Source organism: Bacillus cereus group sp. N21 (assembly GCF_016483395.1).
Taxonomy (GTDB): Bacteria; Bacillota; Bacilli; order Bacillales; family Bacillaceae_G; genus Bacillus_A; species Bacillus_A pseudomycoides.
This window is the reverse complement of record NZ_JAEHBX010000071.1, coordinates 1-23,215: the sequence shown is the minus strand read 5'-3', so window position 1 is coordinate 23,215 and position 23,215 is coordinate 1. Positions and strand designations below refer to the sequence as shown.

Genomic DNA, 23,215 nt, shown 5'->3' with positions numbered 1-23,215 from the left:
GGTCAAAATCCATCTTACGTAGGATGGATTTAAATAACGTCTCATCAATCTCGTGCTCTTCAATAAAGTCCGATAACAATCCCTTCAAATGAGAAGTATCTTGTTGGACATAGGAAATGATGAGTCCTGAACCTAAATTAACTGAGCCTGTATGCTGTATTGGATGTCCTAGAATTAGTTTTAGGATACTACTTTTCCCGCTTCCATTCTTTCCATCAAGTACAATTCGATCCCCTTGTTCAACTATGAAGCTAATTGGCTCATTTACTATTTGGTCATCATACTTAACAGACACATCAGCCAAAACAACCAATTCATTTGACTGAAATTTCAATTGTTCTAATTTTAACGACTCAGTTTTCTCCACATTTTTTAGTAATTTTGACTTTTCTTCAATAGCTTTTTGTTGCCTTGATTCAAGGTTCTTCGCTCTCTTCATCATCTTGGCCGCTTTATGTCCTACAAAACCCTTATCTAACTTAGATCCTGAATTCCTTGTTCCATTTTTTGAAGCTTCCACTTGATGAGACCAACCTGCTGAACGCTTTGAAGACTGTTTTAATCTCCCTATGTCTTTTTGTAGACGCTCATTTGTAGCCTCTTCGTGTTCCTGCTGTCTATCAAAATTTAACTTCCAAGAAGAATAGTTACCACTTTGAACTTCAATATTTGCTCTATTTATAGATAAGATATGGTCAACGCATCCATCTAAAAAGATTCTGTCATGTGAAATCAAAATAAACCCTTTTTTCTTCCTTAGATAATCAGAGACCATCTTTCGTGCATCAGTGTCTAGATGATTTGTTGGCTCATCAATTAATAGAAATTGACCCTCATTCAAAAACAGTGCAGCAAGCAACACCTTTGTTTGTTCTCCATTTGATAATGTTTTAAATGGTCGATACATGGCCTCGGCATCAACATTTAAATAGGATATTTCACGCAGAAATTCCCAATCTTCTGCTTGGGGACAAATTTCTTCAAGGATTTCATGAGTGAACTTGTTCTTATCCGAAACTGGGTAAGGGAAATAATTAAATTCTACCGAAGAAGTGATCTTCCCACTATACTCATAATTACCTAATAATAAATTAAAGAATGTCGTTTTACCTCGTCCGTTTCTACCAATAAACCCTAGTTTCCAATCCGTATCTATTTGAAAGTTTACACCTTCAAAAATATTATCAAAGCTACCTGGGTATGAAAAAGTTAAGTCTTGAACTTTTATCATTGACATAATAATTCCTCCTTTATATATCAACACTTTTCATATAAAGTCGGAATATCCATCAATTTTTTAATTTCTCCATATAAGTTTGATGGATATTAACGACTTATATAGAGCATTACATGTGTAACAATAGTGTCTGAATTCCTCATTTTTCTCTCTCCTTTATTTGTTAGGTTACAGTTACGGATTAATAAATATCAACTTACCTATAAGAGAATAAAAAAATCCTCCCAATTTGTAATCGGAAGGATTAGTATCTCACTTATACTTAATAAGTTCTTATTAATCATTGGAATCATGACAAATAAAGTATGAACTGATTTATAAAAATGGATAGACTAACCCTATATTTTGTAGTTTGAAGTTATTAATTTCAAATTAAAATATAGATTAGTTAATCATTATTCATCCATCAGTCCTCTCATAATTCTATTTTTAGAGTAACATTCTTTTTTATGGAATGCAATATCACAATCATCTTTACCTCAAATTACTGCTAACTACTTCTTTAGAATCAACAATGTATATTCCTTCTTTCTTTATACTTCCCCTCCATAAAAATCTTAATCCTAAATTGTGTGGCTTTAAAACAAAGTTTGATCAAAAAGTGAAAACAAAATTTTATTCAAAATCACAATCCATTTAAAAAAAAGATTAAAATTGATTTTGTACACATATCTGTAGAAGAAGTCTTATTTTCTGTAGGGAATGAAAAATTAGCAAAGGCAATTACAATTATCGAACAGTTGGTCGAATTTTATATACTCTGGTTTAAACATACTATTATCCCAGTCCATATACATTTCAGCACCTGAAAGTAATTTATCAGATATTACAATAATCTTATATGCTTCTTTTAACTCGATTCTTTGCGCTGCAATAGGAAAGTATTTTAATAAATTTAATAATAAAAATAAGGGAACGCTTAACATCCCCTCTCATATCCAATCCGCCCTTTAATTCCCGCTAAATTTACCTTCGCGATTCCTCTTGCCTTCTCCGCACCTTTTTCTAATGCTTCATAGTTTTTTCAGCTCCAAGGTCACCAAGAAGATTAAGTGTAATATTCAAAATGTTCCACATACTCCAATAACGTTTGGTATTGCTGATCAAGGGCATATTCATCTGTTCCAATTGGGGATTTAAAGAATAGTGATAGGTGTTCCATTATTCCTGCCTTCCCCTTCTGAAGTGCATGATCCATAAACCGGGAAAGATCAATTATAAGGGGAGCAGCTAAAATAGAATCAATGCCCAGCCAATTGATTTTCATTGTCATCCTCTCTCCTAGCCACCCTTCAAAGTCAACAGTATCCCATGCTTCTTTTCTATCTCCTCGGATAGGAAAATAATCAATTCTAACTTTATGATCAAAATGACTGTACCCTAGTATACGTTCTAATCCAATGGACTTTGAATCAATCTTTGTTGAAGAATGCCTCGGATGATCCAAAATTGCACCATCTTGATTCCCTAAGATATTCGTGCTGTACCATCCGACAATATTCAACCCTCGCTGTTTGAACATTTTCCCTAAAACATGTTTATATAAAGTCTGTCCTGTCCTTCCATCTTTCCCTGCTGTCGGAACACCCTGAGTTTCTGCAAGTTTTTGCAGCGCCGGTATCTCAGCCGTCACACTCGGCGTAAAGTTCACATAAGCACATTTTGACTTCATTGCCGCATAAGCATAAAGCATACCCGGTCGAATGTCCGGTGAATTCTCCCTTAACCCGGTCTCAAATGCTTTTAATGATTGATATAATGAATGAGTTTTTGTTTTTTCTTCTGTTGAAGCTGTGTTTATCACAACAATTCTCTCAAGATCATACTTTTTCCTAAATGCCTCGATGTCTTCTTGGATTTTATCCACTGCACTCTCTAAAGTCTCAGGCTCTCCTTTCAGTCTATATACTCCTTTGACAAAATCATTCACATTAGCCAATGGCGCTTGCCAAACAGGAACATCATTGAGATTCATTTCAATCTTCTGCAAAATAGGCTCCTGAATGATACCATGCCTTTTTACTACTTCTATTAATGAATCTTTTTGTATATCCCATCCACCAAAAGCAATCTGATCAAGCGGAGTTAGCTGCAGCACCTCAAATTCCTTTTCTGAAGAAATAACTCCCCTTAACGGAGCAAGATTTTGATTGACTGCAAAAAGTCCGGAAATCGTTGTTGTTGCGACTGCACCCAGCATCCCCACGAATAACACACCCGTTTGATATGTCACTTTTTCACCTCTTCTTTTTTCTTGAAAGTTGTAACAACAAGTCATGGACTTCGGTCGCTTCTAATGTTTCTGGAAGTTCAAAATCTTTCCCTGTTACTACAAGTGATACATAATCCCCTTCGTCTTTTGGCGGTAAACCGTGAGATCCTTTGATTCGATCCGGTTCTAGTGGGATTTGGAATGTCTTTGGATTTACAAACAGCTCAACTGGATCATAACCGGGCTTCCTATGAATATCCACATTGTATGCGAATTCTGGTGCCTGTTCGCTGTTCAGCCACCAGTAGTACACAAACCAGCTGTCGGGTTCTGCAATTACAACTAACTGACCTGAAAGCTCATGATCAATATTATGGGCTCGTTTCTCCTCCTCTCCCCATACCTCGGCTATACCTGGGATATTTTCAAGAATTGCTTTAACTGCCCCTATATCATGTGGGTCTGGAATATACACGTGGGCCAATTGATGGTCTGCCAAGGCAAAGGCCCTCGACATCTCTAAATCGAGAAAATCCATATTTTCAACATGTTTGATAGCCACATATCCCTCTTTGTTCAACGTTTGATTGATAAGGATAGGTCTATTAACTGACTTAAAATTATATTCTGATAAAATAACAAGACGTGTGTGATCCCTCAATCTGCGCTCTTCTAGTTGCCCGATAAAATTTCCAATCAAATCATCAATTTCCTTAATCGATCTCCTTGCTGCTTCACTTTCAGGTCCGAACCTTTGCGCGTTATAATCTATATTGGGTAAATATACAAGTGATAATCTTGGTTTGTATTCTTCTAAAATATCTATCGCTGCATCTGAGATCCATTCACTGGACTTGACAGAAGAGAGTGGGCCCCAGAAATTTTTTAGATCAAATTCCCCATATTTCTCCCTCAGTTTTCCGTATAAGTCCCTCGGCTTCGAATCACACCACAAGATCATTTTTTTATCGAGATGGATAGGGGCAGGTGTCACTACATAGTCCGCTGTGCTCAGCTTGCTGAACTGCCAAAATAGCACTGCTGTTTCAGCTGTCGGGTCTTCTTTCTTCAACTTCTCCCAGATTTTTTCGCCTTGAATTGGAACCATCGTCTGATTCCACATTGTAATTTCTTTAGTATCCAAGTTTGGGAGGCCGTTACAAATAATTCCATGTTCAGCTGGCGGAGTTCCAGTGATATAAGTAGCCTGTATTGATCCAGTTACAGCGGGAAATACTGGCTTAATTCTTGCATGTTGACCACTTTCTAATAATTTTCGAATATTCGGAGTCAATTCAGCATCGTTCAGATGTTCTGTTGTCAAACTGATAATATCTAATACAACCACGTTTTTTTTCTCCAAAGATACCATCCTTTCATCTATGTGACCGGAAAGATACGAGACATGATATAACTCAGAATTAGGAAAGAGGATACGGAAAAAAAAGCTGGCCATCCTCCAAATGGAGCAGCAACCGCCCCATCCAATAACGGAAGACCTAGTATACATGTTCCGACAGCCTTCCTAAGGTTAGGTGATGTTGGCTTTGCTAGTGCCGGTAAAATTCCTGAAAAAGTCCATAACAAAAAAAAGATTACTGCAATAACTGTTGCTCCCCATGTACCGTCGAATTGCAAGAACAGAATAACAATAGCACACGTTAAAACCGCCCCTGCCATAATTCTTACTCGATTCGGATGAATGCCGTTTCCAACCTCGCCTTTGGACATCACAGTAACAGTGAAAATATATAAAAATCCTAATCCCGCTATCCACCAAAATTGCGCTAATTTATCTGGTGCCACACTCAACCCTAATAACAAATTGACTCCTCTACAAATTCCCATTGTCAACGGTCCAAAAACGTCATGATGCTTTGAATAGCGATTGTAAACGAATACTAAAACAATGAGAATGCACGCAATCAAAAAACTTATTTTGGACACAAAGCATACAGATACAACACTAGCCGTAAGAAGTACATAACTAAAACGCAGCGCTGAACGAAGTGAGATGCGACCAGATGTCAAGGGCCTCTCAGGCCGCTCTTTCTTGTCTATTTCAAAATCAAAAAAGTCATTTAAAATAATTCCTGCCGCATATATACATGCACTTGCAAATATAAGAAGGATAATCTGAATGAAGTAATTCTGATTCCAAACTAGCCCTGCAATCCAAGTACCTGCCAATATATCCGCCATAGCTGTAAAGGTATTCGGAAATCGTATGAGCTCAAAATAGGTGCGAATCTTTCTCATAGGCTGTTAAGGATGCTTTGTACATAGTCATGAGATTCCTTGGCAGCCTGTATCGCCTGGCTTTCATAGGGGTATAATTCAATGGTAACAAAACCATCATAGCCCGTTTTCTTTATAGATTGTAAAACCTCTAGAATAGGAATAGCACCATGCCCTGGAATAAGATGTTCGTGAACACGGTTCTTGGCAATATCCTCTAGATGATAATGCTTTGTATAGGGGAGCAACTTATGAACTAATGTAGCCGGATCCTCTCCGACACAAAAGAAATGTCCTATGTCAAAATTTAATCCAATTGCCTGGGAGGGAACAGCCTTCTTGAATTCAATAAATTGATCAGAAGTTTCAATCAGCAAGTCCGGCTCCGGTTCAACAAGAATTGTTACACCAGATTTTTCGGCATGGTCAGCCAATTCCTCCATTGCCGAAATAAAAACTTTATTTGCCCATTCTCTTCCTACATTGATGAGTGGTCCCCCTGGTTCGGTAGACAATGTCTTTGCACCGAGTTTTCGAGCCAAGTCAATGCAGTTATGCGTATGTTCTATACGCTGTCTTCGTTCTACTTCATCCGCCTCAACAAAAGACGGGTGCCAATTATCTTTTATTCCATACAACATGAACGCATTCAAATTTGATATAGTCATGTTTCGTTGCTTCAACCTGTCTTTAATCATGTCTATCTTCTCATTGGTCACCTCAGGTGGAAAAGCATGCGGGATATCTAGTAAGATTTCTATTCCTTCATATCCGATTTCAGCTAATAAGTCGATTGTTTTTAACAGGTCATATCTTTTAAATCCATTACTGCTATATGCAAGTTTCATGATCTTCTCCCCCTTATGAATCTAGTTTCAATTTTCCGGATTGTTCATAAAAGCGGACCGGATTATTCCAAACTAGCTCTTGAATGATATTTTCCGCATGCCCTTTCTTTCTCATCTCAAGCGCAGTTTTTACTACATTAAGAGGATTAGACGGGCCCCAGTCTGCTGCCGTATTGATCATGATCTTATTTGTGCTGTAATGTTCGATGATTTCAATTGCCTCGCCAGTTGAAACTTTTGTCGGATAAATTGTCATCCCGCTCCAGCCGCCATATTCAACGGAAAGATCAATAGTATCTGAATTATTATGATCTATTAATACCCTGTCAGGTTCAAGCCCTTCTTCCTTTAGGATTTCTATCGTTCTTCTTGTTCCCGCCCGCTTATTTTGGTGAGGAGTATGTACCATAACCAACATATGGAGATTCTTAGCCAATTTCAGTTGTCTGCGCATCACAGCTTCTTCCTCAACAGTGATTCTATCAAAACCAATCTCCCCAATCGCAAGACACCGCTCATGTTGCAAGTACTCGGATAGTCCATCGATTACTTGATAGGCAATATCAAGGTTATTTGCTTCTTTTGGATTCATAGCTAAACAACAATAGTGATCGATTCCATGTTGCTTAGCACGCTGCGGTTCAAAGGTAAGCAAATGTTGGAAGTAATCAAAGTATGTCTCAGGATATCGGCGTTCGCTTCCAAGCCAAAATGCGGGTTCCACAACGGCGCGTACGCCAGCCAGACTCATATTCTCATAATCATCTGTTGTGCGGGAGTAACAATGGATATGCGGATCAAAATATTTCATAGGTTTTCCCCCTCATAAATGGCTATTCTTAAAGTATGGTGTAAGGAATTCGATAGATTCCTTTGCTGCCATAAACGGATTGTCACTGTAGGTATATAATTCTACTGTAATGAATCCTGTATATTCGATTTGCTTTACATGATTGAACAATTGATTAAAGTCAATATTTCCCTTACCAGGTATAAGATGATAGTGCTTGTGATTTGCGATATCTTCTAAATGGATATTCCATATTCGTGACTTTAAACTTGATAAAAGAGCAGGAATATCTTCTCCTATTACGTCTGCATGCCCGAGATCGAGATTTGCTCCTAGCCTATTTGACCCTACTATTTGAATCAGTTCACTCAATTCTTTGCCGTTTTCTATTAGAAGACCGGGTTCGTATTCAATCCCCACGTTGATTTCACGCCGTTCGGCATAGTCCATAATTTCCATTAATGAGTTTATCAGATGATGAATTGCCTGATCTGGTGGGTTTTCAGAAAGACACCTACCACTTGTAATACTGATATTTTTTGCATTTAGCATTGCGGCTAAATCTATTAACTGCTTCGTATATCCAATTCTCTGATTTCTCACCTCTCCTCTCGCATTACATAGGGACGGCTCAAATGTAGGTTCTCCAGTAGAATGCAAAAAAAATCCAGATGCCGTATTACCGTTTATGTTTGATACCTCGAGATCATATTGTTCTATTTTTTTTTGCACATCACTTACCCAAGGGGCAGTATGCAAAGGTGGAAAAGCATGAGGAACGTCCGCTAGAATTTCCACGCCCTTATATCCCAAACGGCCAATCTCTGAAATAGATTCGGGCAATGTGTATCTTGTAAATGCATTTGTACTAAACGCCAGCTTCATCTTGTCTCTTCCTTCTTTTGAAATATATGTGGCATTACAACGCTTATTCGTTCAAAAAGATTTTACTCAACTGTTAAAGCAATGCCCGACAAAATCTATTCATGAGTACTCTACAAAGTTCCGCAAAAATCCAGCAGTAAAGAAAACTCAATATACATATTATTGCAATAACCTTTGGATCCATAGTTGTATCAACAGTAGGGCCTAGCACTGGAAAACGAAATACATACAGAATCACCATAATACCCGTAAGTAGACATATTGATGAAAAGGAAACAATCATAATTCTCCTCTGCAATTGTAAAAAGGCCACACCCATCGCTATACCTAATAAACCTGTTGTAAAGGGAAAGATAATTAGTTCACTCGGCTGAATAATAAATAATAGGAAAATCGTGAGGGTATAAGAGAGGATTCCCTGGCGGATAGAAAAACAAGTAGCTAAAAAAATTGGTAATGTTGCTAGAAAACTAATCAGAAAGCCTATACCAGGCATAAAGCCCCCCGCTGATTGAAACATAGTGGCAAATGTACTCAATAAGGCTGGAATAACTAACTTGGTTGCAATGTTCATTTTTCTTATATGAACATAGTTTGTATCTGTCTCTATCATCGATTGATACCAATAACGAATAAACCGATTGATGAAAACACCCCCTGAAAATATCCAATTCGTCACTTTCTATACTATTCATTCCCTTGCGCTTTATGCGGTATTGCCTGTTAGTAATCAATTGGAATGAGAACTGCCCCTCCATGAATATTTAAAAATATAAGCTTTTTCTAAGGGGGGGACGATGTATCATACATATACAATAAAAGAATTTTAAAGCCAGAAGGTATCTTGGTTCCATTAGGATATAGAATTGAAGTATTTGCTGAAAAGTTTACACCTCCCATTAACTTAACGTTTACAGATCGATGGGAAATACTAATTGCAGATGCTGGAATTGCTTCAGAAAATGGTTAGGTGTTAATGCTTACTCCAACCGTCGAATTTTATAGTTATAAATCATGGAACAATTTCAAAAATAGTACCTTGGTTAAAATCAGTCACTTTCATAGAGCCATAAACCCCTAAATATAATCTGGTTTGATCCAAATTCGTTCCCAAATTAACATAATAAGCTGATTGAGATCCAAAATTATAATCGGTTTCAATAACACTAAAATCATTTAGTTTACAATCCGTACTTGCCTTGGTATAAGCTAACCCCCCTCTAACCGGAGGCCGAGATTCTTCATTCTGGGCAAGATCGGTAAACACAACGCTTCCCGTTAAATTTGGGATTCCCTTCCCCATATATGGCTGGACTCCTGTAAGTGCAGTTCCTCCAAACTTATCGGGTCGGGGATCTTTATGAAAATAACTAGTTAAAGGCTGAAGACGCCTCACTGAAGTTTTTACTGTTTCATTGTAATAAGCAATTGTTTTCTCATCCAAAGTCGGATTTGCAGAACAGCCCCTTATAAACAAAGTAGGAAAAGCACCTTCCCACCCTCGCCAACCAAAGTTAATAAATCCTTCTTGGTCAGGTTTAGATCTCATTAAAGAAGCTTGAATAAGCTGAGTAACCGGTATTGGTTTATAATGAACGAATGAAAAAATCGACTCTACCAAATCCTGTCCGACATTCCCCACATATTTGATATACTGATTATTAAACCTTTGAAATGAAATGCCTGTTATATTGCGAACTCCTTTGGCAATTACCGTAAGCGTTTCCTGAATAGGTAAGGGAAGTTCATTAAAACGTGTGACTACGGGGGGATTATTGATAAATGTATTCTTAACTACATCAATTTCAATTATTTTACCAGCTATCTCCATATCATCCTGACTTAAATTAAATGGATCATAGCCTGATCCACCATCTCCAGTTGTTAAAACAAGTTTTCCGGTTTCAGGCGAAAAGTTTAAGCTATTGACACCATTATGATTAAAAAATGGTCTTCTTATGTTAAGTAATGTCCGTCGTTTTTGAGGTTGACCATTCGATTGTAAAATCCATTCTTCAACTGTATCAATATGATCATATTGAGTTTCTCTATTTATCCATCTTAGGTTTAAAGTTCTGGGATCACACGGGTTAGGCTTAAAAAATTCAGGAAGAGCCCCTGGACCTTGTGTTCCAGCTACTGAATAATAAAGATAAAACAAACCGTTATAATAAAATTCTGGATGAAACGCTAGCCCTAGCAATCCCCGTTCATCATATCCACTACCAGAAACCCCTTGTTCAGAATTACCTAATTTTATGATTCGCGGGCGAATATCTAAAAAAGTCCTTATAACTCCGTTTCCTATGTAAAAGATTTCTCCTACCTGGGTTGCAATAAATAATCTTTCAATTGAGTCACCCGGAAGTATAGTTGTTTTCAAAACAGTGGGTAAATTTATCTTACTTACAATGGGTCGTAAACTAACCTTTACTTTTATCAACTAACTTTCCACCCCTTTTTATTGTTTTCTATTATAAGAATATGATTAGAACAGTTCTATTAGTATCAAATTAGGGCCAGGGAATTGGGTGAATTTCCTTTTAATATTAGTCGGTAGGTTCTATGTGGATGTGGATAGTGAATGACCCCTCCTTAACACTCTTACGAGTCGTTTGAAGAAGGGGCTTCCTGTTTCATAGAGTGTTGCTGCTTGAGAATCCAAGCAGTCTTACATACTCTCCACAGGCGTCGTTTATACTGTTTGGACACAACCTTGCCCTACAGTTTCAGTCTTCAGTCGTTCTCACAAGTAATTGTTCTAACCCTTTTCGCAAAATGTTTAGACTTGCATTATGATCCCTGTCTAATACCGTTCCACACTTTGCACAAATATGCGTCCGAATAGAAAGTGATTTTTTCACACGATTTCCACAACCAGAACAATCTTGCGATGTGTATGCTGGATCTACTTTCACAAGTAGGCTTCCAAATTTCTTGCACTTATACAAAAGCATCCTGCGAAAAGCACCCCAGCCCGCATCCGAAATCGACTTCGATACTTTCCGATTCCGAACCATATTTCGGATATCGAGATTTTCTATACAAATCACCGCATACATTTGTGTTAGATGATAACTTAATTTATGCAAAAAATCTTTTCTTTGGTTCGCTACCTTTTCGTGAAGGTTCCGAATCCGTTCTACTTGTTTCTTATAGTTTGCAGAGCCTTTCTTTTTCTTTGAAAGGTTACGCTGCGCTTTCTTCAGTAGCTTTTCTTTTTGCAGAAGAAATCTTGGATTTTCAAATACGGTTTCATTGGAAAGAGCAGCATATTTATTCAGTCCCACATCTATACCAATCTCATTTTCTATCGTAATAGAGGAAGGTACAACTTGTCTTTCGACACTAAAAATAGCGTACCATCTCTTAGATTGGCGTTTTATAATCAATTGTTTAATGGTTCCTTCTATTGGACGATGCAGATGGATATCCACTTCCCCTAATCGTTTGTTATATAATTTTCTGTTCTCTGCAAATGACATCGCAAAGCGGTGTTTCCCATTCGGCTTGAATCCAAATTGAGGGAAAGTGAGACTATTATAGTCTTTATACTGTTTCAATTTTGGATAGCCCACATCCCCACTCAAAAAGCCATCATATGCCTTTTTGAGTCGTAAAAATACTTATTGTAAGGGCTGTGATGGCACTTCTTTGAGAAAAGGATACCTCTTCTTATCGATGACTTGTTGCTTTTGCATATCAGAACGTGTATACAATTGTTTGTTTTCCTTATATTTTCTTTGTTTATCCAAAAGAGCAGAGTTATAAGCTTGACGACAATATTGTAGCCAACGATCTAACGTTTCTTTTTGTTCTTTGGTTGGGAAAATCTCGTATTTTTGGCTTAGCAACATTGTCATCCCCTCCCCCTTTTTTCGATATAGTTTTTCAGATTCCTAAACACAAAACAGAATATACGTTCCTTTTTCTGCTAGTATACACAAAGTTACATAAAAAGGAAATAGAAACTTCGTGCTATGCACGACCAACATTCATCCCCTCCCTACCACCTGGGCTATGCCCTACACGTGCTTGAGGAAGGGGACTTCTGTTGGATTACTGTTAAAAAGGTAAAACTATTTACATTAGTTCGATTAAAAAAGCTTCTATTTTCTGTTTGTTTCTTTTGTAAGGAGTTTTTACTGCATGGATTTTAGTACATTACTGAAAGTAAAAGGGAATTTACTTAATAATATTGTGAATGAATCATTTAAAGTAACGGGGTTTATCTTCAATAAGTTCTTCTATAATCGGGTGCTTTAATTGAGCAAGGATCACAAAAATCATCAAAATTTTTTATAAAAGAATGACTCAATTGAATATAAAAAAAGCGTGTTTTGATCAATTTTTTTCAAAACACGCTTTTTCTATGTGCTCTTTTATCAAGGTTTATTCAGTTAATTTAATCAAACTTTATTCCAAGGCTACAGTTGTTAAAAGCGGGGGAATCGCCTTGAAAATAAGCTTACCGTTGTAACTCCGCATTTTCCTGACGGCCCCCCACATCCATCAACTTAAGATTTTAAAATGCACTAAAACGAAATTTTTTCTACATTTATTTATAAAAATTAAGTTCACTTTTTTCGCTTTAGGTTAAAACCAATTTTTTAACTTGATGGAGATGTTTAGTGACCCTTAAGTTAAAAAACATCATTTTGATGTTTTTTTGTCTATCTGAGAGTACAAGAACGGATTGCTTAGCAAATTTTAGGAAGCTAATAGAAGGAGGTGACTTAAAAATGCTAAGTTTCTACATGACTATTTTTTAAGGGTCCCCTTTAAAGATTAGATCCATCTTTTAGGAACATTCTTGTTATTCGGGACTATTTCTGGCTGCGCTGCATTTCCTGCTTCTCCATATAACTGCGCTGCCGTCGCATATATTTAGGTGCGTCCATCGGATTCCCTGCGATCATTTCAATAATACAGAGTCTTTCGGTACTTTCCGTTTCAGCTTGGATTATAGCCTGATCAAGTTCTCCATAGGTCCGGACCGTAACGGTAAACGCGTTACCTCCAAAAGCTTCAGGCAGCCTGGTGTAAGACCATTGAGGGATTTGGTTGTACTTTTGACCCTCTGTTTTGACATTCAAATATTTCTCAATTGTATAGCCATCGTTGTTCAAGACGAAGATTATAGGCTTGCAGTCGTAATAGAGCATGGAACTGATTTCCTGGGCTGTTAGCTGCAGGGCGCCGTCACCTGTAAATAGCAACACTCGGCGTTCCGGCGCGGCCATAATAGCACCGAACGCCGAGGGAGTTGCGTAACCGATGGACTGCCATCCTCCTTGCCCAATATATGTTACATTGCCCGGCAGTCTAACCTCCGCCATTCCATTATAGAACGTCCCAGTCTCGGCGATTACAATATCGCCCTCTTTCAGCATGCGCTGAAAACGGGGATAATAGCCGGCCGCCATTAGAGGGCCGGCGGCATTAGTTGTGAATTGATCGTAAGGGAATGACAATTTTTCTGCCAAACCTTGGCCCATATGACCCACCCTCTGCACGGCAAGTAGCATGTCGGCTGCAAGAACATTCGGATATTCCGCCTCAGCGATCTTAACCATGTCTGGTTGAATATTGACAGTCACCAGCGGGTTCAGCTTTGCGGTAAAATTCGCGGTGTTGGTGTCCGCCCATACCATGCCGATTGCAATGATACAATCTGCATTTTCCACCGTACTTTGGACTTCAGAACCTCCGAAAGAGCCTAGGTACATTCCGATATAATTTGGATGGGTTTCGTCGAATGCCCCCTTCCCGAACATCATCGTTACAACAGGCACGTCCATGGCGTCGGCCAGCTGCCGAGCTGCTGTCTGAAGGCCGAAACGCATGGTTTTCACATCCACAAGGATAACCGGTCGGTGGGCACGCTCCAGCAGTCGATGGACATGATTCACCGCAGCCTGAAGGGTTTTTAGGTTGGACGTTGGACGTGGCGGTACCGGCTCTTCCCGGATCTTAATCGGCTTGGTCACTAAATCATCGGCCACAACCAGGTATACCGGCTTTTTCTTTTCCTTAGCAATGCGAATCGCAGCCTGAATTTCAATCTTAGCGTTTTCCGGCGTAAGCACCGCGCTATAAGCCGTAATCTGCTCATACACCTTGCGAAAGACATCAAAATTCCCATCCATTAGGGTGTGGTGCATCAGCTTGTGCTCTTTTTGATCCTTCTCAGGAGGCGCACCCACAATGTGAATTATTGGCACATGCTCGCTGTTGGCTCCCGCTATCGCATTGCAGGCGCTGAGCTCCCCGACCCCGAAGGTCGTAATAAGAGCAGAAATTCCTTTGATTCTTGCATAGCCATCTGCGGCATAGCCCGAGTTTAGTTCGTTCCGTCCTTCTATAAAACGGATGTCGTTATAACACTCCAAAGTATCAAGAAGTGTAAAATTATAGTCCCCTGCGACGCCGAAAATTTCGGTAATGCCCTCCAGTTTCAGGCAATCGAACAAATACTGGCCAACCGTTTTTTGAGCAGTTCCGCTTTGCAAACCAAAACTGCCCGCATTTATCATGTTGTCCATCGCATGCTCACTCCTTATCCATTTCTTGGGCTTGTTCTGTTTAATAGTACCCTTTTTGATAATTCCCTTTAATTAAAGCGGTTATCCGTTGTGCTGAGCTAAAGTAAGATGTTCAAAAATGATACTATAGTAAGCTGGAGTTAGTATAGTCATATGAACACAACTTAGTTAAGTCCTTACAATGGATTTCAAGGAGGAAGTGTCCGTATGGCAAACAAGAAATTTAATGAAGAATTTAAAAAGATGGTTGTTGAACTATATCATTCAGGCCGATCTGTGAAAGAACTAAGCAGCGAATATGGTGTATCAGAAGTACCGATTTATAAATGGATAAAAAAATATTCTCCTATCACAACGATTGATGAGGAAGAAATGACGCTAGAAGACCTGAAGCGAATGCAGAAAGAAATGCTTCGTCTGAAGGAGGAAAATGAGATTTTAAAAAAGGCTATGGCCATATTCGCGAAAAAATAAAAGATACAGACTTACATCAATTTATCAATTGTCTGTTTAGGGATAGTATTACCACTTCTAACATGATATCTTGCAATAGCACTATATATAAGTTCATCTTCATACATTGTAGAAAAAAAAGATACCATCTCCATCTCCTTCTTTCAAAGAATAATTTTAGTAAAGAAAAAACAAAATGAATAATTATTAAAAATAGTAAGAAAAATATAAAAAAAAAAAAAAACAAATCAGGTCAATGGTACGCCCGATTTGTCATTCTAATATAGTAAGCTTTATTTTGTATTTATCATCTTCAGTAACACATTATTTGTAATTAACTACTACAGTAACGTTAATAATTGTCACTGCACAATAGCACGATAAAATTGTACTCATTTACATCTCTTCCGGAGCACCCATTCCAAGTAAACGCAATCCTTCTTTTAACACAATCGTTACTGCATAAACAAGTGCAAGTCTACTTTCCTTTTCTTTATCCTCTTCTAAAATACGAACATTTCCATAATATTTATTAAATGCTTGTGCTACATCTAACAAATACTTCGCAATATGTGACGGTTCATTTTTGAAGAAGGCTGTTTCAACGACTTGTGGAAATCTATTTAATAATTTTATCGTACTCCAACTATGATCATCGTTTAATTGAAACGCTTCTGTTTCAAATTCAGCATTTTCTTTTCGTAAAATGGAGCAAGCACGCGCATGTGTATATTGAACATATGGTCCTGTTTCCCCTTCGAACTTCAGCATTTTTTCTAAAGAGAATTCAATATTATGCATACGTTCATTTTTCAAATCATGGAAAATGACTGCCCCGACACCAACTTGCTTAGCAACTTCCTCTTTTTGCTTTAAGTCCGGATTTTTCTCTTCAATATTTTTCTCTGCAAGCGTAATCGCTTCTTCTAATACCTCCTCAAGTAATACGACTTTCCCCTTACGTGTGGACATTTTTTTACCATCTTTTAAAATGAGTCCAAATGGTACATGAGCCATACCATCTACCCAGTTATAACCAAGTTTCTTTAATACAGTGAAAAATTGTGTGAAGTGTAAGCTTTGTTCTGCGCCTACTACATACAACGCTTTATCAAATTCATATGTGTTTTGACGGTATAGTGCCGCTGTTAAATCGCGCGTTGCATAAAGTGTAGCTCCATCTGATTTTTTAATTAAACATGGCGGCATATCTTCTTTTTCTAAATTAACAACTTGTGCTCCATCCGATTCTTCTAATAACCCTTTTTCTTCTAAAATATCAACAAAATCGCCCATTTTATCATTATAGAAAGCCTCTCCTTGGAAGTTTGTAAATTCAACACCAAGAAGTTCATAAATACGAGAGAATTCTTTTAAAGATTCATGACGGAACCAATTCCATAAAAAAACTGCTTCTTCATCACCGTCTTCTAATTTCTTAAACCATGCACGACCTTCTTCTTCTAGCTCTGGATACTCTTTCACTTCTTCGTGGAAATGAACATATAATTTGAATAATTCGCGAATCGGATCTTCTTTTACAAGCTCTTCATTTCCCCATTTTTTATATGCGGTAATTAATTTCCCAAACTGCGTTCCCCAATCACCAATATAATTGATTCCTACAACCTCATATCCACACTTTTCAGCGATATGTTTTAAAGAATTCCCGATCATCGTTGAACGTAAATGTCCCATGGAGAACGGTTTCGCGATATTTGGTGAAGAGTAATCGATTACTACTGTTTTTTCTCGCCCAAAGTACCCCTGTCCATATTCTTCTTTTTCAACTAAAATCGCTTTTAATACATCATCACTTACTATGTGACGATTGAAAAATACGTTCACATATGGTCCAACTGCCTCCACTTTTGTAAAAAATGAATTGTTTAACTTCTCAGCAATTTCTTTCGCGATAATTGCGGGTGCTTTTTTATATTGCTTTGCAAGCATAAAACAAGGGAATGCCGCGTCTCCAAATTCATCTTGCTTCGGAGTTTCAATTAAACCTGTAATTTGTTCCAATGATAATTCTGATTTTAATATTTCAAATAAACTTTTTGCTAATTGAATTTTATATTCCATGTTACTCCCTCCTTATTTTTTTAAACACAAAAAACCCGTCTCTAAAAAAGAGACGAGTTATCACCCGTGGTACCACCCTTGTTGTTCCGAAGAACCACTTTCCCGTTTATAACGAGGACAGGGGGCCCCGGCTTACTCTACTATTCATTTCAAGCAGCGTCTCCGAAGTGCGCTTCATCCTCTTCTCCGTACTAGGCTCTCACCATCCCTAGCTCGCTTTCCTTCTGAAGAAGGACTACTCTCTTCATCTACGACATCATATATAATTGATTATTGCTTATTATACATCTTTTCAAATAATTAGCAAGGTTCAATTACACCAAAATGAAATTTCGCACTTTTTCGCTTATATACTAAGAAGTTATGTCGCTCAAATCGTGAACTACGGAAATGATCTTTTAAGACAACACGTTTTCTAGCAACACGCTTTGCTTCTGCAATTGTTTCATCTGTGACATCATTATACAAAGCAAAGTGTTTTAAGCCACGAATCCCATCTGATTCAATTACCGTTTCTTCAAACATTGGATCCAGATAAACAACATCATAACAGTTGTCTTCGCAGCGCTTTAAGAAATCAAAATGCTCAGTTTTCTTCACTCTAATTCTACGCATCGCTTCATCGATTTCTGAAATACCCGCACACCACTGCTTTAAACCTTTATTCATTATATAAGCCATGTAACGATTCCCCTCAAGCCCCGTTATAGCGCCTTCTTCTCCAACAACATAGCTTGCAACAATACTATCTGATGCCATACCGAGCGTACAATCTAACACCGTCATTCCTTTTTCTAATTTTGCAGCTTGTACAAATGGATCATGTTCTCCCCTCATTAATCTTTTCACACGAAACATTGCAGAATTAGGATGGAAAAAGAACGATTCTTCTGTACCTTTTGGATAAATTGCTAATCGATTCTTTCCTACAACGAGTACATCTTGTTCAAACTGCTCATGTAGCTTGTATACCGATATATCATTCCGTACTACAAAAGAGCATTGTAATTCTTCCGCTACCTCTTTTGCATATGTTATCATTTCCTTATTCGTTCGTCCTGCTGTTGTTACAATCATCTTTTCACCTCAATATATAAAGAAAAAAGGGAGAATCACTCCCCCTTTTTAGCAATGCTTTTCAAAAGCTTGTTCTAAGTTATTAATAATCTCTTCCATTGTTGCTCCTTCAATTTCATGACGATGAATGAAGTGAACAACTTCGTTTCCTTTTAGTAACGCCATAGATGGTGAAGATGGAGGAATATCTCCGAAGTACTCACGCATTGTAGCTGTTGCGTCTTTATCTTGTCCTGCAAATACAGTTACAAGATGGTCTGGTTGTTTTTCGGAACGTACAACCGCTTGACCAGCTGATGGACGCGCTAAACCAGCTGCACATCCGCAAACAGAGTTTACGACAACTAATGTTGTACCTGTCGCATTTTCCATATATTCTTTTACAGTTTCTTCTGTAGTTAATTCTTCAAATCCAGCACGCACTAACTCTTGACGCATTGGAATTACCATTTGACGCATATATTCTTCGTATGCATTTGACATCTTGTAATCTCTCCTTCAACTTTCATTCCAAATTCATCATATCACGCTCTTATAATAGGTGCAAAAGAAAGATAGCGTTACCATCATTTTTTTGATGGAATTTCACAAACTCCTTCACGACAGTGACCAACTGGTACAAGTTTTCTTCTATTTGCAATATAATCATACACTTTATTTCCAAATCCAAGTAAAATAGATAACTTGATAAAAGGAACCACAAACCAGTATGACGGCACAGCTTTTGCTAAAACATATACGCTACCAATCCCGTCATACCATTTGTTATTTTTTAAAATGTAAAGTCTTTGCTCCATCTTCTCTTGTAACTCTGTAGAAAGTTGATACTCCTCTACAACATCTTTATCACGAAAAGAGGCAAACTTCATCGTATCTTTTTTATCAAGCTTCTTTGTACGCTCTGCGACTGCCGTGCACATCGGACACCTACTATCATAGAAAACGATCATATGATTATTCTCCTTTGCGAGACTCCGTCATTTGTTTCCAAACAGATCCTTTCGCTTCTTCTCCGCCTTCAATACGTTCTAATGCTAGACGAGCTTGCATTGCTACTTCGAACTCTGGATCATCTTGCGCTACGCGTAGTGCTGGAATTGCACTTTCATCACCAAGTTCAAATAAGAACATCGCCGCACGCCAACGCACCAATTTACTTGGATCTTTAAGTGCTTTAATCATAACAAACATCGCTGCTGGATCTCCTACATCTGATAAGCAATCACCCGCAGTGCGGCGTACACTTACAGAACGATCTAGTAAAGCTTTATACAGTAACGGTAATACTTCATCACCTTTTACCATACCTAAGTACGCTGTTGCTAAACGACGGATAGATACTTTCTCATCTTCTAGCGCTTTCTTCAATACAGGAATATCTTCTTCTGTTGGATCCATTTGCTCAAGCGCTGCATAACGGTTTTTCCAATCAGGATCCGCCATCATTTCTTCTGTTACTTTATATGGTTCACGCTTTGTAATCGTTACTTCTTTAGCACCCGCTTGATCTAATAATTCTTTTACAGTTTTTTCAACACGGTCTTCTGGATAAGCAGCGACAATTTCTTCCACAACTTCTTTTCCGATTTCTTCAAAATTCCCATAACGTGTACTTTGTTCTACCCATTTACGCTCTTTCACAACGTTAGGTGCAGACATTTGCACTTTCATAATTGCTTCTTTAAAACGGTCTGGTAAGCCCACTCGTTCTTCCGTTGTTCCATCTGTTAATTTCACCTGCATCGGAATCGTAAAGAACATTTGAATGAATACTTTCACTTCACCAAAATGTGAAAGTTGCTCTCTCTCATCTTCTTCAGTGACTTCTTCTCCAAACACAGCACGAACTTGTTGCAAAAGTACTTTCCAGTCATACTTCGCATTTCTCTCTACTGCTAGAAAGTCCGCAACATGATATACACCTTTAATACCTTCAATTTTTAAAATGTGTTGCACTTGCTCTGGTGCTTGTTCTGCATTTTCGTTTGTATAATTATTACGTGCTCCTGATGGTAACACTTCATTTAAGATAACTTTCATCGTATTTGGACTTGGCGTCGGTTCAATTGCTTTAATCTTCACGTAAATAAACTCTCCTTTATTGCTTGTTCTTAGCTGTATTGTAACATGTTCTATCGCTATACTCCTACTGAGACGCTTGCTTTTTCTAATCACAATTATAGTCTTAATAGAATTGGTGAATATCATGTAACAACTACCCCTATTGATATACCCCTTTTTAGTATCATGTTCCTTCTCTCTTCCGCTCAAAAAAGGTAGATTGATAATAACTTTAATCAGCCCCTACCTTCCTTGCTTTCGCTGAATCTTAGGATGAGGGTCTTACTGCCCGTTAATACGGGATAAATAAAAAAAGGTATTGCTTTGCAACACCTTTTTTCTACCACCATAAACTCATTTTATGATGCACTACAATTATTTTGTTAATGATACTTCATCCTTTTCTTTCATGTCGCGCTCAAGTTTTGCAATTTTCATATCAAATGTATCACGTTCATGATCTTCATTCATGCGAAGCTCTAAATCACGAATGTGATCTTCAATTTCTTCAAATCGTAAGAACGGATTATTCTCATCCATTTTATGAAGAGCCGTATTCATACGACGGTTCACATGGGCCATATTTTCACGTGCCATCAATTCCATACGCTTTGCATTCATTTCTTTTAGCTTATTTTTCATTTCAGAAAGACGGCGTTCTAACTCATCAATTTGCTCCACTACACCTGCATACATCTCTTCTAAACGTGATACTTGCCCTTCATAGTATGCTACTTCTTCTACTGCACGTTCATGCAATTGCATTTCTCCTGCTTCTTGTGCAATGATCGCCTGCTTTGATCGCTTATTTACGAAATAACGAGCCTGCTCAAGTTCACGAGCAAAGTTAGATTTTAATGTTTTATGACGCTCGATTAATTTCTCAATTTTTGTTACTTCACGCTCGCTATCGCGTAAATATTGGTTTAACATAGCGATTGGATTTTTTCTTTCCTTCTCATCTAATACATTATGAAAATCTGCTAAAATTGCATCGCGTACACGTCCGAATAAAGATTGTTTCATTCTAATCTTCCTCTCTTCTACTTTATGATTTCAGTTATTTTATATTAGTTTTTCATTAACTTGTTCCACTCATCTTCAAAGTTGCTATATCGTTTAGAACTTTCTGAAGCAGAATCAACCACTACATCTTTTTCTTTTTTCCACTCACGGTATCCGTAGTATAGCACCACTACTGCTACAATACCGATCAATGCTGGGGAATGAGAAAGGGCGATTGACAAGCCGATTAAACCGAAAATACCCCAAGCTAACTTTCCAAAAAATGATTGTGCTCGCACAAATGATTTATAGCTCCAGTACGCAATCCCTGCTCCAATTGCGAATCCTACAATACCAGCAAGACTACCAAGAGCAATTAAAGCCAAAATACCGGCTGCGATAAACGTTAGAAATTGTTTCTTCTTGTGCTTGCCTCCCTTCGATTTGATACTCTTATCTTAACTATTTTTTTAGTTTTCCATAACGAGCTTAAGAACCGTTTTCAAATCAGACTTAAGACCTATTCCAGGTTAGACCCACATTACGATGTATATAAAACGAAGTGAAGAGCTAAAATTTTAATGCAATATTGTTTCTTCTTAGAATGCACTCTTTTTATATTTAAGAAACCGTACCCTTCGACACCATATAAATAACAACAATACGGGCAGATGCCATTCGCCTCCTAACATCCTTTCCCCTTCTTTTAAAGTTTTTCCTAATTAGATTGAATATAAATCTTTAAAATTATTTGTTTAGATATCAAAATATAATTTCCGCTTACATACATTTATTTAATTCGCTAACATAACTGACGAACGTTCGTAAAATTTGAGGTGATTTTATTGAACAGTAATAAAATTAAGGGTGCAGCTCTAAAATATTTCACAATTCATGGTTATGAAGGAACACCCCTTTCTTTAATAGCTGAAAAAGCCGGCATGAAAAAGCAATCCATTTACACACATTTTAAAGGAAAAGATGACCTTTTTCTTCATGTGTTACGTGATACAAAAGAAACTGAACTAGCTTCAAAACTTCAATACTTAAGTAAAATTGATTCACAAAATCCTGAAAAAGATTTATACAGGCTACTACAATTGAAAGTCGATCTTTTTCAAAAAAATGAACAATTAAAGTTTTGGCTACGTATGTCATTTTTTCCGCCAGTACATCTTGCAAAAGCAATCGAAAAGTTATACTTTCTTTGAACAAAAACCCCTTGTCCATATTGAACAAGGGGTTTAGATTTTCTCTACTAGGAATCATCTCATATGCCCACTAATCTAAGATTTTGAAGCATCCCAAAAACGATATTTTTATCTCTCGACAGTTACTTATAGGAAGGGATTAGTGAAAAATAATAGTTATCTGGTAATTACACCAAGTTTTTGTTTATACCTCCTTTCTCTACCGTGAAGCTTCCTCTTTCTTCCGCTCCAAAAACGTAATTCTTTCAATCACAACTTCTGTTTTATACACTCTCTTCCCCTGCTCATTATCGTAATTACTCGTGTGAATACGGCCTGTAATCCCAACTAGCGATCCCTTTTGACAATAATCTGATACATTCTCAGCCGATTTTCTCCAAACGACGCAGTAAATGTAGTCTGCTTGCTGCTCTCCTAGGCTATTTCGAAACCCTCTATTTACCGCAACGCATATACGTGCATAAGCAATCCCTTGCTTTGTGTAGTATAGTTATGTGTAGCATCCTAGCTCGTAAGAGCTAGGGTAGCTACTAACCCTTACGGGTCGCGATAGGTAAAGTTTTGACGT

19 protein-coding genes, 3 pseudogenes and 1 other annotated feature are annotated in these 23,215 nt (G+C 37.7%); of the genes and pseudogenes, 3 read left to right on the top strand and 19 right to left on the bottom strand.

The features are described from left to right. The 8 genes from abc-f to JDS96_RS25505 all read right to left on the bottom strand — a co-directional run. On the bottom strand, positions 1–1,237 hold a 1,237-nt coding region (gene abc-f, locus JDS96_RS25540; protein ID WP_199668446.1), incomplete at its 3' end, for a ribosomal protection-like ABC-F family protein. 1,048 nt (positions 1,238–2,285) lie between these two features. Continuing rightward, positions 2,286–3,470 (bottom strand): inositol-3-phosphate synthase, encoded by a 1,185-nt coding sequence (locus tag JDS96_RS25535; protein WP_199668445.1) that lies wholly within the window; start codon positions 3,468–3,470, stop codon positions 2,286–2,288. Positions 3,471–3,474: 4 nt separating this feature from the next. Further along, positions 3,475–4,797, bottom strand: coding sequence for an alkaline phosphatase family protein (locus JDS96_RS25530; protein ID WP_199668448.1), 1,323 nt, complete (start codon positions 4,795–4,797; stop codon positions 3,475–3,477). Between the two features lie 32 nt (positions 4,798–4,829). Continuing rightward, on the bottom strand, positions 4,830–5,708 hold the full coding sequence (gene eboC / locus JDS96_RS25525; protein WP_199668444.1) for a UbiA-like protein EboC: 879 nt from the start codon (positions 5,706–5,708) through the stop codon (positions 4,830–4,832). Further along, positions 5,705–6,535, bottom strand: coding sequence for a sugar phosphate isomerase/epimerase family protein (locus JDS96_RS25520; RefSeq protein WP_097795975.1), 831 nt, complete (start codon positions 6,533–6,535; stop codon positions 5,705–5,707). The genes eboC and JDS96_RS25520 overlap by 4 nt, the downstream gene beginning before the upstream one ends. Before the next feature lie 13 nt (positions 6,536–6,548). Further along, positions 6,549–7,346: a TatD family hydrolase gene (locus tag JDS96_RS25515; protein WP_199668443.1), complete on the bottom strand. Its 798-nt coding sequence runs from the start codon at positions 7,344–7,346 to the stop codon at positions 6,549–6,551. Between the two features lie 12 nt (positions 7,347–7,358). Beyond that, positions 7,359–8,210 (bottom strand): sugar phosphate isomerase/epimerase family protein, encoded by an 852-nt coding sequence (locus tag JDS96_RS25510; RefSeq protein ID WP_199668442.1) that lies wholly within the window; start codon positions 8,208–8,210, stop codon positions 7,359–7,361. Between the two features lie 73 nt (positions 8,211–8,283). Then, positions 8,284–8,856: a YybS family protein gene (locus JDS96_RS25505; protein ID WP_199668447.1), complete on the bottom strand. Its 573-nt coding sequence runs from the start codon at positions 8,854–8,856 to the stop codon at positions 8,284–8,286. A gap of 198 nt (positions 8,857–9,054) precedes the next feature. Between JDS96_RS25505 and JDS96_RS32905 the strand changes: the two genes are divergently transcribed. Next, positions 9,055–9,180 carry a hypothetical protein gene (locus JDS96_RS32905; RefSeq protein ID WP_274605973.1) on the top strand — a complete coding sequence of 42 codons (126 nt, stop codon included), beginning with the start codon at positions 9,055–9,057 and terminating at the stop codon, positions 9,178–9,180. Between the two features lie 42 nt (positions 9,181–9,222). On the opposite strand, the gene JDS96_RS25500 is transcribed toward JDS96_RS32905, so the two are convergent. The 3 genes and pseudogenes from JDS96_RS25500 to JDS96_RS25485 form a co-directional block, all read right to left on the bottom strand. After that, on the bottom strand, positions 9,223–10,653 hold the full coding sequence (locus JDS96_RS25500; RefSeq protein WP_199668441.1) for a PQQ-dependent sugar dehydrogenase: 1,431 nt from the start codon (positions 10,651–10,653) through the stop codon (positions 9,223–9,225). A gap of 286 nt (positions 10,654–10,939) precedes the next feature. Beyond that, positions 10,940–12,073 (bottom strand): annotated as a pseudogene (locus JDS96_RS25495) (RNA-guided endonuclease InsQ/TnpB family protein). Positions 12,074–13,036: 963 nt separating this feature from the next. Then, complete coding sequence (locus JDS96_RS25485) at positions 13,037–14,755, bottom strand: alpha-keto acid decarboxylase family protein (protein WP_199668438.1); 1,719 nt, start codon at positions 14,753–14,755, stop codon at positions 13,037–13,039. 207 nt (positions 14,756–14,962) lie between these two features. Between JDS96_RS25485 and JDS96_RS25480 the strand changes: the two are divergent. Continuing rightward, positions 14,963–15,261: pseudogene (locus tag JDS96_RS25480) on the top strand (transposase); the annotation flags it as partial. 343 nt (positions 15,262–15,604) lie between these two features. On the opposite strand, the gene argS reads toward JDS96_RS25480, so the two are convergent. From argS to JDS96_RS25445, 7 genes are all read right to left on the bottom strand, one after another. After that, positions 15,605–17,293: an arginine--tRNA ligase gene (gene argS, locus JDS96_RS25475; RefSeq protein ID WP_199668437.1), complete on the bottom strand. Its 1,689-nt coding sequence runs from the start codon at positions 17,291–17,293 to the stop codon at positions 15,605–15,607. Between the two features lie 45 nt (positions 17,294–17,338). After that, positions 17,339–17,553: a binding site (T-box leader), on the bottom strand. A gap of 40 nt (positions 17,554–17,593) precedes the next feature. Next, positions 17,594–18,370 carry a class I SAM-dependent methyltransferase gene (locus tag JDS96_RS25470; RefSeq protein ID WP_199668436.1) on the bottom strand — a complete coding sequence of 259 codons (777 nt, stop codon included), beginning with the start codon at positions 18,368–18,370 and terminating at the stop codon, positions 17,594–17,596. A 48-nt stretch (positions 18,371–18,418) separates the two neighbouring features. Then, positions 18,419–18,853: a BrxA/BrxB family bacilliredoxin gene (locus JDS96_RS25465; protein ID WP_003197283.1), complete on the bottom strand. Its 435-nt coding sequence runs from the start codon at positions 18,851–18,853 to the stop codon at positions 18,419–18,421. 83 nt (positions 18,854–18,936) lie between these two features. Then, complete coding sequence (locus JDS96_RS25460) at positions 18,937–19,320, bottom strand: thiol-disulfide oxidoreductase DCC family protein (protein ID WP_033798290.1); 384 nt, start codon at positions 19,318–19,320, stop codon at positions 18,937–18,939. A 4-nt stretch (positions 19,321–19,324) separates the two neighbouring features. Beyond that, on the bottom strand, positions 19,325–20,452 hold the full coding sequence (locus JDS96_RS25455; protein WP_006094695.1) for a conserved virulence factor C family protein: 1,128 nt from the start codon (positions 20,450–20,452) through the stop codon (positions 19,325–19,327). Between the two features lie 354 nt (positions 20,453–20,806). Next, positions 20,807–21,457, bottom strand: coding sequence for a PspA/IM30 family protein (locus JDS96_RS25450; protein ID WP_003207081.1), 651 nt, complete (start codon positions 21,455–21,457; stop codon positions 20,807–20,809). A gap of 44 nt (positions 21,458–21,501) precedes the next feature. Continuing rightward, the gene (locus JDS96_RS25445) at positions 21,502–21,885 is read right to left on the bottom strand and encodes a lmo0954 family membrane protein (RefSeq protein ID WP_098604434.1); all 384 of its coding nucleotides are present in this window, start codon (positions 21,883–21,885) and stop codon (positions 21,502–21,504) included. Positions 21,886–22,281: 396 nt separating this feature from the next. Here JDS96_RS25445 and JDS96_RS25440 point away from each other — a divergent pair, with 396 nt between their 5' ends. Next, positions 22,282–22,647, top strand: a complete 366-nt coding sequence (locus JDS96_RS25440) for a TetR/AcrR family transcriptional regulator (protein ID WP_018782101.1) — start codon at positions 22,282–22,284, stop codon at positions 22,645–22,647. Positions 22,648–22,846: 199 nt separating this feature from the next. Here JDS96_RS25440 and JDS96_RS25435 read toward each other — a convergent pair. Continuing rightward, positions 22,847–23,137: pseudogene (locus JDS96_RS25435) on the bottom strand (single-stranded DNA-binding protein); the annotation flags it as partial. Positions 23,138–23,215 lie beyond the last annotated feature (78 nt).

Coding starts and splice junctions, on each gene's coding strand:
- eboC (WP_199668444.1), bottom strand. CDS start 5,708: ATGAGAAAGATTCGCACCTATTTTGAGCTCATACGATTTCCGAATACC.
- JDS96_RS25520 (WP_097795975.1), bottom strand. CDS start 6,535: ATGAAACTTGCATATAGCAGTAATGGATTTAAAAGATATGACCTGTTA.
- JDS96_RS25515 (WP_199668443.1), bottom strand. CDS start 7,346: ATGAAATATTTTGATCCGCATATCCATTGTTACTCCCGCACAACAGAT.
- JDS96_RS25510 (WP_199668442.1), bottom strand. CDS start 8,210: ATGAAGCTGGCGTTTAGTACAAATGCATTTACAAGATACACATTGCCC.
- JDS96_RS25485 (WP_199668438.1), bottom strand. CDS start 14,755: ATGGACAACATGATAAATGCGGGCAGTTTTGGTTTGCAAAGCGGAACT.
- argS (WP_199668437.1), bottom strand. CDS start 17,293: ATGGAATATAAAATTCAATTAGCAAAAAGTTTATTTGAAATATTAAAA.
- JDS96_RS25470 (WP_199668436.1), bottom strand. CDS start 18,370: ATGATTGTAACAACAGCAGGACGAACGAATAAGGAAATGATAACATAT.
- JDS96_RS25465 (WP_003197283.1), bottom strand. CDS start 18,853: ATGTCAAATGCATACGAAGAATATATGCGTCAAATGGTAATTCCAATG.
- JDS96_RS25460 (WP_033798290.1), bottom strand. CDS start 19,320: ATGATCGTTTTCTATGATAGTAGGTGTCCGATGTGCACGGCAGTCGCA.
- JDS96_RS25450 (WP_003207081.1), bottom strand. CDS start 21,457: ATGAAACAATCTTTATTCGGACGTGTACGCGATGCAATTTTAGCAGAT.